This is a genomic window from Janthinobacterium algoris (assembly GCF_051380935.1).
Classification (GTDB): domain Bacteria; phylum Pseudomonadota; class Gammaproteobacteria; order Burkholderiales; family Burkholderiaceae_D; genus Janthinobacterium.
The window spans coordinates 276,095-293,783 of sequence record NZ_JBNYXZ010000006.1 but is presented as its reverse complement, the minus strand read 5'-3'; the positions used below and the strand labels follow the sequence as shown (position 1 = coordinate 293,783).

Genomic DNA, 17,689 nt, shown 5'->3' with positions numbered 1-17,689 from the left:
GTCAAGTCTGTAGCACGTAGTCGCCCGGCGCGTCGGCCAGGCCAGGGGGCATGGCCGGAGGCGCCACCTGCGCGCCCGAGCGCTCTGCCAGCCAGGCTTGCCAGGCGGGCCACCACGAACCGTCGTGGCGCGGCACGTCGCGCTGCCAGCTGTCCGCGTCGATATACGGCGCGTCGTGACGGTGCGTGGCCATCTGGTAGCTGCGGCGTGCCTGGCCCGGTGGCGAGACCACACCCGCGTTGTGGCCACCCGAGGTGAGCAGGAAGGTGACGTCTGTGTCGGTCAGCAGTTGCAGCTTGTAGACGGAGCGCCATGGCGCCACGTGGTCCGTCAGCGTGCCCACGGCAAAGATGGGCGCGTCGATGTCGGGCAGGGCGATGTGCCGGCCTGCCGTGCGGTAGCGCCCTTCGGCCAGGTCGTTGTGCAGGAACAAACGGCGCAGGTATTCCGCGTGCATGCGGCAAGGCATGCGCGTGGCGTCCGCATTCCAGGCCATCAGGTCGCTGTCCCGCTCGTCTTCGCCCAGCAGGTAATGGCGCAGCCGGCGCGACCAGATCAGGTCGTTCGAACGCAGCAGCTGGAAGGCGCCCGCCATCTGCTTCGTATCGAGGTAGCCCTGCTTCCACATGGCAGCTTCCAGGAAGCTCACCTGGCTCTCGTCGATGAACAGCGACAGTTCGCCCGGTTCTTTGAAGTCCACCTGTGAAGCGAGCATGGTGAGGCTGGCCAAACGCGCATCGCTGTCGCGCGCCATGCTTGCGGCGGCAATCGCCAGCAGGGTGCCGCCCAGGCAGTAGCCGGCCGCGTGCACCTGCGGCGCGCCCGTGATGCGCGCAACGGCGTCGAGCGCGTCCATCACGCCCAGCTGGCGGTAATCTTCCAGCGACAGCTCGCGGTCTTCCTCGCGCGGATTTTTCCATGAAATCATGAACACCGTGTGGCCCTGCTCCACCATGTAGCGCACCAGCGAATTGTGCGGCGACAGGTCGAGTATGTAGTACTTCATGATCCACGCCGGCACGAACAGCAGGGGCGTGGCATGCACTGTCGCTGTCGTCGGCGCGTATTGCAGCAACTCGATCAGGTCATTGCGGTAGACCACCTTGCCGGGCGTGACGGCCACCTTGTCGCCTGCCTTGTAGCTGCGCTGGTCGGGTGCATATGCTCCCATGGCGGCGTGGCGCCAGTCGTCGGCCAGGTGCTGCGCGCCGTTCGCCAGGTTGGCGCCGCCGCTTGCCAAGGTTGCCTGCCGCACCACGGGATTGGTCAGCATGAAGTTCGACGGCGCCAGCATGTCGAGCCACTGGCGCACGGTGAATGTGACGACATCCTCGTGGTGCGGCGAGACGCCGCGCACGCCCGTGGTGGCGCGGTGCCACCATTGCTGCTGCAGCAAGAAGCCCTGGTAGATGAGGTTGTACGGCCAGCGCTGCCACGCCGGGTCCTCGAAGCGCCGGTCCTGCGGCAGCGGTGCGATGCACGCTGGCTCGCTGGCGCTGCCGGCCTGGGCCGGCTGCAGCGCAGATTGCAGTGCAAATTGTTGCCAACGCCCGATTTTCTTCCACGCTTCCTGCAGCAGGGTTTGCTGCTTCGATGGTGCCAGCGCCAGGTGGCTGAGCCAGTCGGCATAGGCGTTGCCCAGCGCGGCCGGCGAAATGCCGCCCGTGAACTTGCCCAGCCAGGCGTTCAGCAGCAGGTCCAGCGTGGCGCCTTCCGGCGCGCTTTCCGGATAGTCGGGCGCCGGCACGCCTTGCCAAGCGCTGCCCTGGCGCTCATGTTCAACTTGTTGCTCCACATTGCTCGGCTGCGTCTTGCTCATCCAGGACTCCCGTCATTTTTTTACAGGATAGCAAGAGCTTGTTCAAAAAATTATGATCTACATCAAGTTTGCCAGGATGCATGCAGTGTGCCGCTTGCCGCCTGGATGGCCGCGCCCGTTTCCTGCATGAATAGCTGCTGCTGATTTGACACACATGTTGCTCTATCAGGCTTCCTCGACGCGGTTGCGGCCATTCTTCTTGGCCTGGTACAGCGCGGTATCGGCCAGTTCGAAGCCGGCTTTCCAGTCGCCGTCTGCCGGTAGCGGCGCCAGGCCGATGCTGATCGTCGCCGTGATGGGCGTCTGCTCGAAGTCGACGCACGTTGCGGCCACGGCAAGGCGGATGCGTTCGGCCACCTGGCGCGCCATGGCCATGTCCGTATGGGGGAACAGCAGGCCGAATTCCTCGCCGCCCACGCGGGCGACGACATCGGATGCCCGCGCCTGGGACTGGAGCACGGCCGCGATGGCTTGCAGCACGGCGTCGCCGGCGGCGTGGCCGTGCTGGTCATTGACCTTCTTGAAGAAATCGATGTCGGCGATGCCGATGGTCATCGGACTACCCGCGCGCCGGGCCTGCGCTGCCGCGCGCGCGGCGTCGATCTCGAAGGCGCGGCGGTTGGGCAGGCGGGTCAGGGAGTCGCTCAGGGCGCTGCGCTGCAGTTGCTTCCAGCGGGCCGCATTCTGCTGTTCCATGGCGCGTTCGTGGCGCTGGTCGATGAAAAAGGCCCCCATGTAGTTCTCATCGTCCAGCTTGCCCAGATCCATGGCCTTGAGCACGATGGGCAGCATCGAACCATCGCGGTGGCGCATGGCGAAATGGCGCTTGTGCCCGAGTACCGTGGACTTCTTTTCACCGGCCAGATAAGCGCCGATCTGCGCGCCATGCTGTTCGCGCACGGCGTCCGGCAACAGCGCTTCGAGCTGCCGGTCCGTCAGGCTGTCCGGAGCATAGCCGCTCAGCGCGTACATGGCGTCGTTCGCATAGCGGATGCGCGAGCCGGCATCGATGATGATGGCGGCGTCATCGGCGGCGTCGAGCAGGCGCAAGGCCAGGATTTTGTTCATGTGCTTGTCTCCTGTAAAGAAGGCAGAGATGTCGGGCGACCGAAGCAAGGAGAGCTGCTGTATCGCCTTGATTTTTCCTTGAAAACCATCATACATTAAACAAAAATGATTTAAACAAATATTATGATTTTAATGATTTAATTTAGTTTTCATGCGCTAGGAAATGTAAGTCTTGACGGGAGCTGCAGCGTGTTGTAGGCATCTTCACTCTCGGGTAAGGCAATTTTTCCGCCATGCTGCTTACCTATTGATAGAGGAAACTATTTTTTTGTGGATTTATTTATTGTATTTGGTAAATTTATGCGGCAAAATAGAATGCATGCAGATCGGCATGCGAAGGCACGCCCGGCCTGACATGCCAGGCTGGTCACTGTGGATGGAGGAGACGGACATGCTTACGAAAATACCGGCAAGGGGTAGCGAAGCGGTGTACAAGGACCAGCGGCCGTCCGGCAGCGCGCGCCATCCGCAAGGGCCGGGTGCGGGCGTGTTCCGCTCACCCGTGCGGCGTCTGAAGGCGATCGCCTACCTGGCCCTGTTATTGGCTGTAATACCGGCCGTGACTTGCATCGCCATGGGGCGCGCCGGCGTGCCGATGTTGTTCAGCACCGTGTGCGGCGTGGTGTCGTGCGCGGACGGAGATGGGGCGCTTTAGCCGCCTGCGCCTCTTCGCAGACCCATGCCATGAATGCCTGATCTGCAGGGCGCGTGGCCGTGTCGGGCCGCGCCGCCAGGTAACAGGCAAAGCGCGCGGGCCAGGGCAAATCCAGCACATGCACCAGGCGCCCGGCGGCGATTTCCTCCTGCGCGTACAGCTGCGGCACAAGGGCCAGGCCCTGGCCCGGCTCGGCTGCGCGGATCAACAGAAAATCATCTTCGAAGGCGGAGCCGCGCAGCGCTGGTGACGATGGCTTGCAGGCTTAAAACGCATGGCTGACGGCGTAGATCAGCAAACCGGCCAGGCCGCCCACGATGGTGCCGTTGATGCGGATGAATTGCAGGTCGCGCCCGATGGCCAGTTCGATGCGCTCGCTCATTTCGTCCTTGCTCCACAGGTCCAGTCGGCCGGCGATGAAGGCGCCCACTTCGCCCCGGTAACGGCGCACCAGCGACCCGCTGCCGGCGACGATGGCGCCGTTCAGCCATTCCCGCGCGTGCATATCCGCGTCCAGCACCTGGCCCGTGTTGCGTGCCAGGCTGGCGATCGCTTGCGCCAGCACGGGCTGGTCCGCGTGCAGGTCGGCCAGCAGGCGCGTGCGGATGTGGTTCCAGACGTCGCCCAGCATGGCTTGCAGCGTGTCGCTGGCGATCAGCTGCAACTGGTAGCGGCGCACGGTATCCTGCCAGTGCGGGTCGGCCTTCAGGTGCAAGGCGCTGTCGGCGATCCAGCCGGCGATGCGCTGGCGCAGCGGGTGGGTTGGATCGATGCGCACGGCGAGGGCAAACTTTTGCAGCGAGGCGATCATGCGCGGCTCGTACGCTTTCACGGCTTTTTTCACCAGCGCGTTCTCGATCTGGAAGGCGCCCAGCACGAAGTCGCCGATGGCGGCGTGGTGTGCCTCGTCGTCCAGGTAGGCGGCGCTGCGGTCGAGCAGGAAGTCCAGCAGTTCCTGCGGCTTGCCGTCAGCGATCAGCGCGTCGATGCAGTCCGCCGCCACGTCCGACAAATTCAGTTGGCCCAGGTAGTTGCTGGCCTGTACATGCAACAGGCGGCCCAGTTTGTCGTGATCGGCCATCGCCAGCAGCTGTTTCACCACGCCGGCGCTGGCCATGCCCAGCTGCTGCGCGTGGACCTCGTCACTGAGCCAGGCGCCCAGGCGCGCGGCAGGATCGGCTTGCACGATGCGTTCGGCGATGCCTTGCTCGGTAATGAAATGGTTTTCCACGAAGGCGCCCAGGCTGCGGCCGATGTCCGCCTTGCTGTTAGGGATGATGGCCGTATGCCACAAGGGAATGCCCAGCGGGTGGCGGAACAGGGCGACGACGGCGAACCAGTCGGCAATCGCCCCCACCATAGCCGCTTCGGCGAATGCCTCGACATAGCCCCAGGCGGGATGGCCGCCCCGCTGCGAGCGGGCCACGGCGAAGACCAGCGCGGCGAGCAGCAGCAAGCCGACGGCCAGCAGCTGCATGTTGCGCAGGCGCGCGCGCTTGAGCTGATCCGTGCTCTGGTCCAGCTGTGCGATGAGGTCGGGGGAACGTTGCATGGATGGCGGCCTGCGTTGCTTGCGAGACCGCCATCTTAACCGCGGCAGCGACAGAATATGTCGCTGCATTGGACTTTTTACTGCGGTGGGTGCAGCAGCGAACGCCGGCGCGCGTAGCCGAAGTAGATGACCAGGCCGATCACCAGCCAGATGGTAAAGGCCATCCAGGTGACCCAGCTGAGGAAGGTCATCAGGCCCACGCACAGGATCACGGCCAGCGCCGGCACATACGGCACGCCGGGGCAGCGGAAGGCGCGCGGCAGGTCGGGACGCTTCTTGCGCAGCACCACCACGGCGACGGAAACCATGGTGAAGGCGGCCAGGGTGCCAATATTGATCAGCTCGGCGAGGATGTTGAGTGGGATCACGGCGGCGATCAGGCCAAACACGATGCCGACCAGCCAGGTGGCGAAGAACGGCGTATGGAAGCGTGGATGCACGGTCGACAGGCGTTTTGGCAGCAAGCCGTCGCGCGACATGGCGAAGATGATGCGCGTCTGGCCGAAGGCCATCACCAGGATCACGGTGGTCATGCCGAGGATGGCGCCCAGGTCGACGAAGCCGGCGATCCAGTTTTCACCCGCGTATTGCAGGGCCAGCGAGACGGGATGGTCGACGCCGAGGAATTTTTGATACGGCACGATGCCCGTCATGATGGCTGACACCACCACGTACAGCACGGCGCACACGGCCAAGGAGCCGATAATGCCGATTGGCAAGTCGCGCGACGGCTTCTTGACTTCCTCGGCGGCCGAGGTCACGGCGTCGAAGCCGATGAAGGCGAAGAACACGAGGGCGGCGGCGCTCAGCATGCCATGGTAGCCGAACGGCATGTAGGGCTGCCAGTTGGCGGGCTGCACGTGGCGCGCACCGAAGATGATGAACAGCAGCACCACGCCCACCTTGATGGCCACCATGATGTTGTTCAGGCGCGCCGATTCGCGCACGCCCCAGCCCAGCATGGCCGTCAGCAGCAGCATGATGATCAGGGCCGGCAGGTTGATGAAGGTCGTCACGCCGGGCAGGGCGCCCGGGGCGGCCGTCAGGGCCACGGGCAGGGCGATGCCAAAGCCCGACAGCAGCGACTGGAAGTAGCCGGACCAGCCGACGGAGACGGCGGCCGCGGCCAGGCCGTATTCGAGCAGCAAGTCCCAACCTATCATCCAGGCGGCCAGCTCGCCCAGGGTGGCATAGCTGTAGGTGTAGATGGAGCCGGCCACCGGCACGGTGGAGGCGAATTCCGCATAGCACAGGGCGGCGAAGCAGCAGGCGACAGCGGCCACGACAAACGATAACGACAGGGCGGGGCCGGCCGTCAGCGCACCCGTGCCGGTGAGCACGAAAATGCCGGTGCCGACGATGGCGCCTATGCCCATGAGGACAAGGTCGAAGGGCCCCAGCACCTTGGCCAGTCCTCCCGGCTTCTTGCTGTGGGCAATCATGTCATCCAAATTCTTGGTTCTAAATAAGCTCACTGTGTCTCCTGGTAGTTTTTGTCATGGCGCCATTGCCGCCTCGTGGGCAGCACGACGCAGCCAGATTCTAGCCCAGGCGGCCAAGATTCCAGAAGGAAAACTGTACATTGCCGTGCGCGCCAGCCCGCAAGCTTGTCTTGCAGGCAAAAAAACAGCCCCGAATGTGGCCGGGGCTGGAAAGGAGACTGCTACAAATGGTTACTTTGGCTTACTTCGCGAAGTGCGCTTCGATCTCTTCCAGCGTCTTGCCCTTCGTCTCTGGCAATAAAAACGCGGCAGCCAGGAAGTACAGTACCGTGCAACCAGCGCCAAAGAAGAACAGCGTCGAATAACCGTGCAAGCCCACGGTTGGCAGGAAGATGGCGGCGATCACCGTCGAGACGAACTGGTTCACCAGCAGGGCGATGCTCATGCCGTTCGAGCGTATGCGTGTCGGCATCAGCTCGGACAGGGCCAGCCACACGCACACGCCCGGTCCCACGGCGAAGCTGGAAACAAACACGCAGATGGCAATCGCCACCAGCCAGCCATGCGTGGACGACGGCACGGGACCCAGGCTGGCCTTTTCGATGCGCAGCGGCGCCTCGCGCCCGGCGGCCGGGTCGGCGAACGGATTCAGGTGCAGCTTGCGGAAGAAGACGCCGATCACGCTGTCGGCCTGCACGGCGTCTTCGCGGGCGATTGACACTTGGCGCAGCACGGGATCGTCGCTGCGCAAGCTTTTCACGTTGGTGAACGGGCCGTAGGCGTAGGCGATGGTTAGTTGTTGTGGCGTGCCGTCGGCCGCCGCGCCCAGGGCTTGCAGGGTGGCGGTGTCCAGGTGCAGGGTTAGGCCGTCCGCCTGAACCTGGGTGGCGATGGCGGGGCGCACGTCGGCCAGGTGCGCTTCGGCGCCGCGGAATAGCAAGCCGGCCGCCAGCAGCGAGACGACGATGCCGCCCGTGCCCAGCATCAGCAGGAATTTGCGGCCCTTGCGGTCCACCAGCAGCACGGCCACCACCGTCATCACGGCATTCAGTACCTTCAGCAGCACGTCCGCCATGTTGGCCGAGGCGCCCGACAAGCCCGCCTGATTGAGGATGTTGACGACATACGCAAGGATGGAATTGATGCCCGTCGCCTGCGTGCAGGCCAGGATCAGGCAAGCGAGCAGGAAGGGCAGCACGTAGCGGCGGCTCAGCAGCGGATCCCTGGCCTTGCCACTCGCCTTTGCCGCGTTCTCTGGCGTGTCTTGCATCTCGCGCAATTCCAGCTCGGCGGCTGCGGGCAGGCGCGTGCGCAGCAGGGACTGGCGCGCCTGCCCGATGCGGCCCCGTTGCGCCAGCCAGCGCGGCGATTCGGCCAGCAGCAGGGCGCCGACGGTAAATACCAGGCCCGGCGTCAAACAGACCCAGAAGATGCTGCGCCAGGCGTGGTCCTTGGCCGTGAAGATGGCGGCGATGCGGCCAGCTTCCGGCAAGGCTTGCGCCGCTTGCGTTGCCGTTTCCACCGTCTGCGCTTGCAGCAGGCCGATCAGGGCGGCCGCCACCAGGCCGATGGTCAGCAGCAGCTGGAACAGGGCCGCGCCCCGTCCCCGCTGTTGCGCGGGCAGGCATTCGGCCAGGTACAGGGGCACGACGACGCCGATCAAGCCGCCGCTGATGCCTTGCAGCAGGCGGCCCAGCAGCAACGGCGTGTAGCCGTCGGCCAGCGCGATCAGCGGAATGCTGGCGCTGAACAGGGCGCCGGCCAGGAACATCACCCAGCGCCGGCCCAGCAGGTCGGCCAGGGCGCCGGCGAACAGCGAGGAGAGGACTGAACCCAAGAGCACGGCGGCGACGATAAAGCTCAGCTGCTGGGCTGTCAGTTTCCAGGCCACCGAGGCCGTCGATTCCAGGTAAGGCAGGGCGCCGGCGATGATGCCGATGTCTATGCCGTACAGCAATCCCCCCATGCCGGCAATAAATAGCAGGTAGCGCATGGCCCACACAGGGGCCTTGTGTGACGTGTCGTGCATGAAAACTCCGGGACGGGGTTGAGGTTGGGGGAGGTGGTCTAGCGGGTGGAAAGATCGATGGCCGCGCCTTCGACGAAGACGGACACTGGCTGTAGTGTGGAATCGAGGACGACGATATCGGCCCAGGCGCCGGGCGCCAAACGGCCCCGTTCGGATTCGCCCAGGTAATCGGCGGGGTACAGCGACAAACGGTTCGAGGCGTCGGCCAGGTCCAGGCCCAGGTCGACGAAATTGCGCAGCGCCTGGTCCATGGTCAGCACGCTGCCGGCCAGCGAACCCGTGGCCAGGCGCACGCAGCCCAGGCATTTGTAGACGCGCTGCGTGCCCAGGCCGTATTCGCCGTCCGGCATGCCGGTGGCCGAGGTGGCATCCGTCACGCCGTACAGGCGCGGAATGGCGCGCAGGGCGGCGCGCAGGGCGCCCTTGGCCACGTGCTGCAGGTCGGGGATGATTTCCGCGTATTCGGCATGCGCCAGCGCCGCGCCCACCATGCCGGGGTCGTAGTGCGTCATGCCCGTCATGCCGTTGTAAAGGTGGGTGAAGCCGGAGACGCCCGCCTTCAGGGCCGCGACGCCTTCGTCATACGTGCCGGCGCTGTGGCCGATCTGCACGCGGATGCCCAGCGCCGCCAGTTGCGGGATCATTGCCAAATGGCCGGGGATTTCCGGTGCCATGGTGAGCACCTTGATGGGGGCGATGGCGTGAAAGCGCTGCACCAGCGCCAGACTGGCTTGTACCACGTCGGGCGGCTGCGCGCCCAGGCGGTGCAGGTTCAGGAATGGTCCTTCCAGGTGCACGCCCAGCATGCGCGCGCCGTTGGCCGGGCGCTCGGCGATGACGCCGGCCAGGCCTTGCAGGGCGCGCAGGATCGAGGGTTCCTTGGCCGTCAGAGTGGTGCCCAGCAAGGCCGTGGTGCCGTGGCGCGCATGCACCTGCGCCACGGTGGCGCCCGCGTCGCCGCCTTCCATGATGTCGACGCCGGCCGCGCCGTGCACGTGCAGGTCGATAAAACCGGGCAAAATGGTCAGCGCGCTGTCGGCGGCAGGGTCTTCTTGTATCTGGACGATACGCTGATCAAAAGTGATGGTGCCCGTGATCCAGCCAGATGGGGTAAGGATTCTGCCGCTCAGCATGTGTTATTCCGCTATAAAAAGTTCGATGCCCAGCTTTTGCAGCCCTTCGCGGTATTCCTGGCTGATGCTGGCATCGGTGATGACGGTATCGACGCGGTCCAGCTGCACGATGCGGTGCAGGCTGACGCGGCCGAACTTGGAGGCGTCCGTGAGGACGATGATTTTCTTGGCCCGTTCCACCATCTTGTGGTTCAAGCTCGCTTCCGCTTCGTGGTGGGTGGTCACGCCAAACTGCAGGTCGAAGCCGTCCACGCCCAAAAACAGTTTGTCGAAGCTGTACGCTTGCAGACAGGTTTCGGCCTGGCTGCCCTGGATCGACAGCGACTGCTTGCGCAGCAAGCCGCCCGTCAGAATCAGGTCCACGCCGGGAGCGTCGGCCAGTTCCCATGCGATGTTGAGGCCATTCGTGGCCACCGTCACGCCGGTCGCATCGCGCAAATGGCGCGCCAGCGAGATGGTGGTGGTGCCCGAGTCGATGATGATGTTGTCGCCCGGTTCCACCAGCCGCGCCGCGAAGGCGCCGATGCGCTCCTTCTGCTCGTGGTTGATGGCATCTTTCTGGCGTATCGTGTGTTCAAGCGGCGGCGTGCGCGTCAGCGTCGCGCCGCCGTGGCTGCGTGTGGCCATGCCTTGCGCTTCCAGCGCATTCAAGTCGCTGCGGATGGTGACCGCGGACACGCCGAGCTTTTCCACCAGATCGGTCACTTGCACCGAGCCGTGCTGGGCAAGCATTTGGAGGATGGATTCACGGCGTTGGCTGGTATTTCGCATGGTGGCGGGCTCAGTAAAAAATGAAAATACCGAGCTTAACAGATTGCCGCTTCGGCAATGACGGGGACTGCCGCATTGCGGTTGCAGGCGCGCGCATATTGCGCCAGCAAGCTGCCGATCTTGTGCTCGATCAAGGCTGGCGCCTGCGCTGGCAGGCTGCCCTGCACCACGGCCAGGTACTGTTCCGGCAAATGCTGGCTCAACAGCGGCAGCGGAATCGCCACGGTGTCCAGGTTGGCCAGCAACTTGTCGACGGCGGCCGCCACTTCCGGCTCGCCCCAGTAATAGCGGCAACGGTCGCTCAAGCCATAGCGGCGCATCAATCGCTGTTCGTCCGGCGTGCCCAGGTAATGCTTGATCCAGTTCTTCGGCTTGGCCGCCATCACGTCGTCGAGCACTTGCATCAGCTGCGAGGTGGCTTGCGCCGGCAGCAGTTCCTGCTCGATCTGGCACAGCGCGTACAGCGCCTCGCGCAGGGCGAAGGTGGCGGCCGGGCCCACTTTCAGGATGGCGAAATGGTCGCGCACCATGGCATGCAGAGCCGATTCGCGCTGGTAGTCGGTGGAATGGGCTTCGAATACCAGGCCAGGCTGCTCGGCGACAAAGGCCGACAGCTCGGTGGCGGCATCCGCGTCGTAGTGCTGGATGCTGCTCTGGTCGAAATCGACGCCCGGCTGCACCACCATGGCGATCACGCGGCGCCAGGCGCCATGCAGTTCCTTGTCGAGAAAGGCGCGGCGGTGCACGTCCAGCGTGCGGCGCGCCGCTTGCGGGCTGGTGACAGCGCCGGCCTGCGCCAGCGATGCTTCGCCGCCGGGAATCGGCACTTCCGTGCCGATCACGTAGACGGGCGGCTCGAAGCCGGCGGCGGCGGCGGCGGCTTCGGCGACGATGCACAGGCGCGCCGAACGTGCGGCCACGGTTTCATCGTCGAGCTGCAAGGGGTCGTCAAAGCAGCGCATGCTGCAATCGAGGTGAATTTTATGGAAACCGGCCGACGCATACGCGGCGATCAGGGTCTCGGCGTGGGCCATCGCGGTGGCCGCGTCGAGGTGCTGCCAGGCGTTCGGGCCAAGATGGTCGCCGCCCAGCACCAGGCGCTCGGTCGGGAAACCCTGTTCCCGCGCCAGTGCCAGCATGGTGTCGCGGAAAACGGCCGGCGTCATGCCCGTGTAGCCGCCGAACTGGTCGACCTGGTTCGACGTCGCTTCGACCAGCAGCACGGTGTCGTACTCGCTGGCCACGCGCATGGCGGCGCGCAGCACGCTCGGGTGGCTGCAGCAGACGGCGTACAGTCCCACGCGTTCGCCGCGGCGGTGCGCCTTGATCACTTGCTGGATCGGGGACAAGGTAAAAGTCGGGTTTTCCACTTGCTTCATGATGTTTACGCCTTGGTATGTTGTCGTATCAAAAGGGCCGCGCCGCGCGCGCCGCCGGCATCGCCAAAGCGGGGCGGCAAGATGGGCGGCACGTGCACGCCGGGGAACAAATGACGCTTGACGGCGGCCGGCAGCCTGTCGTACAGGTGCGGCAGCTTGGACAGGCCGCCGCCGAGCACGATGACGTGCGGGTCGTAGGCCAGCACCAGGCCGGCCAGCGCGTGGCCCAGCACATCGAGGTGCACGGCCACCGTGCGTTGGGCCACGGCGTCGCCGATGTTGGCGCGGGCGACGATGGCCAGCGGCTCGGCGCCATCGCCGCCGAAGTGCGCGTGGAGTTTACGCATGGCGGGGCCGGAGACATAGCGTTCCAGGCAGCCCGCTTTACCGCATGGGCAGCAATACTCGGCCAGGCCGTGCTGCGCCAGCAGGGTGGCGGGCAGGCTCCAGTGGCCCCATTCGCCGGCCACGCCGTTAAAGCCGCGCAGCAGCTGGCCGCCCACGCAATAGCCGCCGCCGGCGCCCGTGCCGAGTATGGCGCCGAACATGCTGGCGGCATTCTCGGCCGCGCCGCCTTGCGCTTCCGACAGGGCGAAGCACTGGCAATCGTTGCCGATGGCGACAGGGCGCTGCAAGGCTTGCTGCAGCGTTTGCGCCACCAGGCGGCCGTTCAGGGCGGGCACGTTGGAGCTCAGTTGCCGGCCGCTGGCGCTGTCGATCACGCCGGGCAAGCCGATGCCGACGGGCGCCGTCGTACCCAGTGCCGCGTCGCCATGCGCCACCAGCTCGACGATGGCTTGCACGAAGGCGGCAAAATCGTCGCCCGGCGTGGCCACCCGCTCACGGAACACCTCGGTCAGCGCGCCGTCGCGGTCGGCAAAGGCGACCAGCTCGATCTTGCTGCCGCCGATGTCGATGCCGTGGTAGCCCGTTTTGTGGTTAGAATTGGTCATGGCCATAGATGGTGACGCCTTGCACGACACGGTTGACGATGCCGCCGGCGAATGGATTGTCGGGGCGCAGTTGCAGTAGCGCGGACTGGTGCAGCGCATATTGCTGCGCCATCAGCAGCCACAATGGCGCCAGCCAGGCGTCGGGCCAGGCCGGCGCGTCGGCCGCTAAGTTGGCAGATAAGTCGCCGCCGATGCCCACGGTCAGGCACGTCTGCGCCACGCTGTCGCGCTGCAGTTCTTTCAATAGATCGTCCTCGTACTGGCGCGCCAGCGGCTTGCTGCTGCGCAGCAGGATCACCAGCGACTCCGTGGTGACGGCCGATTTCGGGCCGTGGCGGAAACCCAGCGGGGTATTCGCCATCGCCATCACGCGGCCACCCGTCAGTTCCAGGATTTTCAATGCCGCTTCCTTGGCCAGTGCTTCCAGCGGGCCGCTGCCCAGGTAGACCACGCGCTGCACTGGCTGCGAACCCAGGTCCGCCACGGGAGCCGACCAGTCGCGCAACGCTTGTTCGCCCAGTTGCGCCAGCGTCTCCAGGCGAGTCAGATCCGTGTCCTTGCCCAGCACCGACAGGGCCGCCAGCAGCATGCTGCTGAAACTGCTGGTCATGGCAAAACCGCGGTCGCAGCTGCCTTCCGGCATCAGCAGGTTATACGTATTAGCGTCGTTCGCGCCCTGGCGCGCCAGCTTGCCATCGGCGTTGCAGGTGATGTTCAAAAAGCGCGCGCCGGGTACCACCTGGCGCAGCAATTCCACGGCCGCCAGGCTTTCCGGGCTGTCGCCGCTGCGGGCAAACGAGACGAGCAGGGTGGGCGCGTCCGCTTCCAGGTACAGCTCATGGTGCGTCAGCAGGGTCGTGGTGGCGATGGCGCGGATGTGCGCGGGCCAGGCGGCATTCAAGGTGTCGACAACGATTTCGCCCACGTAGGCCGAGCTGCCGGCGCCCGTCAGAATGACGCGCTGCGCGGGATTGGACAGCGCGTCGCCCAGGAAGGCGGCCAGGCTGGCTTGCTCGCTGCGCAAAATGCTGGCCAGCGCGCGCCAGATGGCCGGCTGGTGGGCGATTTCCTCGGCCGTGTGCAGGCCGCCGATGTCGCGCCAGGTTTGAATGTCACGCTGAAGAAGGGTAGTCATGGAGTGTCAGTAAAGTGTTTGTTGGGGAAAGCATAAATACTAAATTTCGAAAAGTCAAATACGAAAGTAAAACGAAAGTAAATTGTTTGGTGGCTTGCGAAATAATGTCGTTTTAACGACGGTGGAGTGTGCTGCGGTGCAGCGTAAAAGCCTGTGGCGGCGCGGCTTGTCGCTGAAATGCGACGATAACGAAAGTATGTTTTGTGACATTTTGGTGAAACGTAAGAAAATTGCGCCAATTTTGGGCATTTTATTAATAAATTGGCGGTAGAACTTTCTTTTGATTGACGATATTTATTTTTCTTCTTAAAGTATTTCCATCACTTCGATTTTCTGAAAGCCGCCTGATGAAACCACTTCCGCTTCCCCGCCGCGCCCTTGCCGCCTGTGTCCTCGCCGCCCTCGCCACCTTGGCTGCGCCTGGCCTGCATGCCGCGACTATCGGCAATTTGCAGACGATTTCCGCCATGCACGCGGCCGACGTGGCCAAGGGGGAGGCACTGGGCTGGGATGTGCGCAGCGATACGGGCATGCAGCTGCGTATCAGCCTGCCGCAGGCGGACGTGCTGCGTATCCAGGCAGGCGGCAAGGCCGGTTTGACGGGGCCGGGCGACAAGGCCGCGCCCATCGTCGTGGGTCAGCCGGCCGCGCAAGTGGCGTACGAGTTCAGCGAGCAGACCGAGCATATCCTGATCAGTACCGCAGCCCTGAGCCTGCGCATCGACCGTCAACCCTTGCGCTTTACCCTGCTGCGCAAGGGCGACGCGGTGCCGCTGTGGCGCGAAGTGCAGCCGCTGTCGCTCGACGACAAGCAGGGCGTGCAGGTGCTTTCCAGTCTGCCGGGCGAACGTTACTTTGGCGGCGGCCAGCAGAATGGCCGCTTCGAATTCAAGGGCAAGCAGGTGCCCGTGTCATATTCGGGCGGCTGGGAAGAGGGCGATCGGCCGAACCCCGCGCCATTCCTGATGAGTTCACGCGGCTGGGGCATGCTGCGCAATACCTGGTCCGACGGTCATTACGACTTGCGTGACAAGGAGCAGATATCGCTGCAGCACGCGGAAGGCCGCTTCGATGCGTATTTCTTCGTCGGCAAGGACGTGCGCGACGTCGTCGCCCGCTACACGGAATTGACGGGCCGCGCGCGCATGCTGCCCCGCTGGGCGCTGGAATACGGCGACGCCGATTGCTATAACGATGGCGACAACGTGAAAAAGCCGGGCTCCGTGCCGAAGGGCTGGAGCGATGGCCCGACGGGCAAGACGCCGGACGTGGTGGAAACCGTGGCGCGCCAGTACCGTGAACATGATATGCCGGGCGGCTGGATCTTGCCCAACGATGGCTATGGCTGCGGCTACACGAGTTTGCCGGAGACGGTAAAGGGCCTGGCCGGCTACGGTTTTCGCACGGGCCTGTGGACGGAAAACGGCGTCGACAAGATCGCCTGGGAAGTGGGGCAGGCGGGCAGCCGCGTACAAAAACTGGACGTGGCGTGGACGGGCAAGGGCTACCAGTTCGCCATGGACGCGAACAAGTCCGCTTACGACGGCATCCTGAACAATTCCGACAGCCGCCCGTTCCTGTGGACGGTGATGGGCTGGGCCGGCATCCAGCGCTACGCCGTGGCGTGGACCGGCGACCAGAGCGCCAGCTGGGATTACATCCGCTGGCACATCCCGACCCTGATCGGCTCGGGCCTGTCCGGTCAGGCGTATGCATCGGGCGACGTGGACGCCATCTTCGGCGGCAGCCCGGAAACCTATTTGCGCGATCTGCAGTGGAAAAGTTTTACGCCCGTCCTGATGGGCATGTCCGGCTGGGCCGCGGCTGAGCGCAAGCATCCGTGGTGGTTCGAGCAACCGTACCGCGACATCAATCGCCGCTACCTAAAACTCAAGATGCGTTTGACGCCGTATATGTATACCCTCGTGCGCGAAGCCGAGCTATCGGGCGCGCCGCTGGTGCGGGGGCTGATGTGGGATTACCCGCAAGACCCGGCCGCCTACACGGAAGCCTATAAATATCAATTCCTGCTGGGGCGCGACGTGCTGGTGGCGCCTGTCTACCGCAGCCAGGCCGTCAGCGGCGGCTGGCGCAAGGGCATCCACCTGCCACAGGGCACGTGGTACGACTACTGGGATGGCCGCCAGGCCACGGCCGACGCCAAAGGCCGCGATCTGGACTTGCAGGTCACGCTGGACAAGCTGCCCGTGTTCGTGCGCGGCGGCGCCATCCTGCCCATGTATCCGGAAATGCTGTACGACGGCCAGAAGCCGAAGGATCAGCTGACCCTCGATATTTATCCACACGGCGATTCCGAATACACCCTATATGAAGACGACGGCAACACGCGCCAGTACCAGGGCGGTGCCTACAGCCAGCAAATCATCCGCATGCGCCAAACGGGCGGCGACGTGCAGGTCGACATCGGCGCCGTGGCAGGCCAATACGCGGGTCAGGAAGCGCGTCGTGGCTATGCGCTGCGCATGCTGGCGGGCCGGGCACCGGCCGCCGTGCGGGCTGGCGAACGTCTGATCGCGGCATCCGGCGAGCGTGCCGCCTATGACAAGGCGGTCGAAGGCTGGTTCTTCGACGCGGCCGACCGGCAAGGTACCTTGCACGTGAAAGTGGCGGCGCACGATATCCGCCAGCCCTTGACCATGCGTGTCGACGGCGCGCTGGCCGTGGCGAGACTGGACGCCGACTTCCCGGCCGCGCCCGTACCGGGCCGCGCCTTGCCGGCCGACGCCATGCAGGTGGTGGCGCGTCCCTTTGAGGAAAACGGCTATCCGCTGGAAAACGCCTTCGATGGCAAGCCCGAGACGTGGTTCCGCACCGTGCGCAGTCCGTCCGTGAAAAGCGGGCCGCACGAATGGGTGATCGGCTTCACGGAGCGGCGCCTGGTGGACGGCATCGAACTGGCGCCGCGCAACGACCAGCACTGGAAACATGGCCAGGTGCGCGACTATGAAATCTACATCGGCGACAACAACGGCGAGTGGGGCGCGCCGCTTGCACGCGGCACCCTGAAACTGGAACAAGGCACGCAGACGATCAATTTTCCCGCCACGGCCGGGCGCTTGCTGCGCTTCCGCGTGATGAGCACGCAAAATCCGGAAGGCGATGGCGCGGCGTCCACCGATCCGATGGTCACGGCAGTGCAAGGCGCGCCGGTGGCGCGGGCGTTCGATGCGGCGTTGGCGACCGACGTGGCGCCCGTCACCTTGTCCGAATTCCGCGTGCTCGAGCACCGCGTGGCCGAAGGCGAGGAGGTGCAGCGCTATCTGTCGGATCTGGCGCTGCCGAAAAATATTGCGCGCGACCGGCCGGCCGGCAAGGCGGTCGAGATGCGCATGAACGGGCTGTGGTTCCGCAAGGGCCTCGGCGTGGGACCTGCCAGCCGCATCGACTTGCAACTGGCGGGCAACTGGAATCTGCTGCGCGCCGACCTGGGCGTGGACGATAGCTGCCGCAGCGCGGGCGGCCTGCAATTCCAGGTCTGGAGCGGTGAACGGCTGCTGTATGACAGCGGCCTGGTCACGGCTCCCGGGGTGGTCAAACCCGAAATCGACGTGCGCGGCCTGAGCCAGCTCAGTTTGCGCACCCTGGGCGCGCGCGGCGCCCACCCGGCCCAGGTCTGTGGTAACTGGGCCAACGCGGTGTTGACCGGCACGGAGGGCGCGACAGTCAAGCCGCGCTAGACACATCATCATTTCACTAAAAACGAGCCCCTCTTCGGACCGGGGAGGGGCTCTT

General features: G+C 64.8%; 12 protein-coding genes and 1 pseudogene. 2 read left to right on the top strand and 11 right to left on the bottom strand.

What is annotated here, in order from left to right:
• Position 1: 1 nt before the first annotated feature.
• Complete coding sequence (locus ACQ4W7_RS11790; RefSeq protein WP_436530626.1) at positions 2-1,819, bottom strand: PHA/PHB synthase family protein; 1,818 nt, start codon at positions 1,817-1,819, stop codon at positions 2-4.
• 165 nt (positions 1,820-1,984) lie between these two features.
• Positions 1,985-2,887, bottom strand: a complete 903-nt coding sequence (locus ACQ4W7_RS11785) for a GGDEF domain-containing protein (protein ID WP_436530624.1) — start codon at positions 2,885-2,887, stop codon at positions 1,985-1,987.
• A gap of 391 nt (positions 2,888-3,278) precedes the next feature.
• On the opposite strand from ACQ4W7_RS11785, the gene ACQ4W7_RS11780 reads away from it, so the two are divergent.
• Positions 3,279-3,542: a hypothetical protein gene (locus ACQ4W7_RS11780; protein ID WP_426074393.1), complete on the top strand. Its 264-nt coding sequence runs from the start codon at positions 3,279-3,281 to the stop codon at positions 3,540-3,542.
• Here the strand turns inward: ACQ4W7_RS11780 and ACQ4W7_RS11775 are convergent.
• The 9 genes and pseudogenes from ACQ4W7_RS11775 to ACQ4W7_RS11735 form a co-directional block, all read right to left on the bottom strand.
• Positions 3,490-3,786: pseudogene (locus tag ACQ4W7_RS11775) on the bottom strand (LysR substrate-binding domain-containing protein); the annotation flags it as partial. The gene ACQ4W7_RS11780 and the pseudogene ACQ4W7_RS11775 overlap by 53 nt on opposite strands.
• 21 nt (positions 3,787-3,807) lie before the next feature.
• Positions 3,808-5,094, bottom strand: a complete 1,287-nt coding sequence (locus ACQ4W7_RS11770; RefSeq protein ID WP_436530622.1) for a DUF445 domain-containing protein — start codon at positions 5,092-5,094, stop codon at positions 3,808-3,810.
• A 77-nt stretch (positions 5,095-5,171) separates the two neighbouring features.
• Complete coding sequence (bcaP, locus tag ACQ4W7_RS11765) at positions 5,172-6,569, bottom strand: branched-chain amino acid transporter BcaP (protein ID WP_436530620.1); 1,398 nt, start codon at positions 6,567-6,569, stop codon at positions 5,172-5,174.
• A gap of 208 nt (positions 6,570-6,777) precedes the next feature.
• A complete protein-coding gene (locus ACQ4W7_RS11760) occupies positions 6,778-8,565 on the bottom strand; it encodes an MFS transporter (protein ID WP_436530618.1) in 1,788 nt (595 codons plus the stop codon).
• Positions 8,566-8,603: 38 nt separating this feature from the next.
• Entirely contained in the window at positions 8,604-9,698 is a 1,095-nt protein-coding gene (locus ACQ4W7_RS11755) for an N-acetylglucosamine-6-phosphate deacetylase (RefSeq protein ID WP_436530616.1), read from the bottom strand.
• Positions 9,699-9,701: 3 nt separating this feature from the next.
• The gene (locus ACQ4W7_RS11750) at positions 9,702-10,469 is read right to left on the bottom strand and encodes a DeoR family transcriptional regulator (RefSeq protein WP_426074398.1); all 768 of its coding nucleotides are present in this window, start codon (positions 10,467-10,469) and stop codon (positions 9,702-9,704) included.
• 35 nt (positions 10,470-10,504) lie between these two features.
• Positions 10,505-11,848, bottom strand: coding sequence for a D-tagatose-bisphosphate aldolase, class II, non-catalytic subunit (locus ACQ4W7_RS11745; protein ID WP_436530614.1), 1,344 nt, complete (start codon positions 11,846-11,848; stop codon positions 10,505-10,507).
• A 5-nt stretch (positions 11,849-11,853) separates the two neighbouring features.
• Entirely contained in the window at positions 11,854-12,801 is a 948-nt protein-coding gene (locus ACQ4W7_RS11740) for an ROK family protein (protein ID WP_436530612.1), read from the bottom strand.
• The gene (locus ACQ4W7_RS11735) at positions 12,788-13,936 is read right to left on the bottom strand and encodes an SIS domain-containing protein (protein ID WP_436530610.1); all 1,149 of its coding nucleotides are present in this window, start codon (positions 13,934-13,936) and stop codon (positions 12,788-12,790) included. The genes ACQ4W7_RS11740 and ACQ4W7_RS11735 overlap by 14 nt, the downstream gene beginning before the upstream one ends.
• A 347-nt stretch (positions 13,937-14,283) precedes the next feature.
• On the opposite strand from ACQ4W7_RS11735, the gene ACQ4W7_RS11730 reads away from it, so the two are divergent.
• The gene (locus tag ACQ4W7_RS11730) at positions 14,284-17,634 is read left to right on the top strand and encodes a TIM-barrel domain-containing protein (protein ID WP_436530608.1); all 3,351 of its coding nucleotides are present in this window, start codon (positions 14,284-14,286) and stop codon (positions 17,632-17,634) included.
• Positions 17,635-17,689: the final 55 nt, after the last annotated feature.

What these genes read in the sequence shown, in the direction of transcription:
- ACQ4W7_RS11755 (WP_436530616.1), bottom strand. Translation starts at nt 9,698, where the DNA reads ATGCTGAGCGGCAGAATCCTTACCCCATCTGGCTGGATCACGGGCACC.
- ACQ4W7_RS11735 (WP_436530610.1), bottom strand. Translation starts at nt 13,936, where the DNA reads ATGACTACCCTTCTTCAGCGTGACATTCAAACCTGGCGCGACATCGGC.
- ACQ4W7_RS11740 (WP_436530612.1), bottom strand. Translation starts at nt 12,801, where the DNA reads ATGACCAATTCTAACCACAAAACGGGCTACCACGGCATCGACATCGGC.
- ACQ4W7_RS11745 (WP_436530614.1), bottom strand. Translation starts at nt 11,848, where the DNA reads ATGAAGCAAGTGGAAAACCCGACTTTTACCTTGTCCCCGATCCAGCAA.
- ACQ4W7_RS11760 (WP_436530618.1), bottom strand. Translation starts at nt 8,565, where the DNA reads ATGCACGACACGTCACACAAGGCCCCTGTGTGGGCCATGCGCTACCTG.
- ACQ4W7_RS11790 (WP_436530626.1), bottom strand. Translation starts at nt 1,819, where the DNA reads ATGAGCAAGACGCAGCCGAGCAATGTGGAGCAACAAGTTGAACATGAG.
- ACQ4W7_RS11785 (WP_436530624.1), bottom strand. Translation starts at nt 2,887, where the DNA reads ATGAACAAAATCCTGGCCTTGCGCCTGCTCGACGCCGCCGATGACGCC.
- ACQ4W7_RS11730 (WP_436530608.1), top strand. Translation starts at nt 14,284, where the DNA reads ATGAAACCACTTCCGCTTCCCCGCCGCGCCCTTGCCGCCTGTGTCCTC.
- ACQ4W7_RS11750 (WP_426074398.1), bottom strand. Translation starts at nt 10,469, where the DNA reads ATGCGAAATACCAGCCAACGCCGTGAATCCATCCTCCAAATGCTTGCC.
- ACQ4W7_RS11770 (WP_436530622.1), bottom strand. Translation starts at nt 5,094, where the DNA reads ATGCAACGTTCCCCCGACCTCATCGCACAGCTGGACCAGAGCACGGAT.
- ACQ4W7_RS11780 (WP_426074393.1), top strand. Translation starts at nt 3,279, where the DNA reads ATGCTTACGAAAATACCGGCAAGGGGTAGCGAAGCGGTGTACAAGGAC.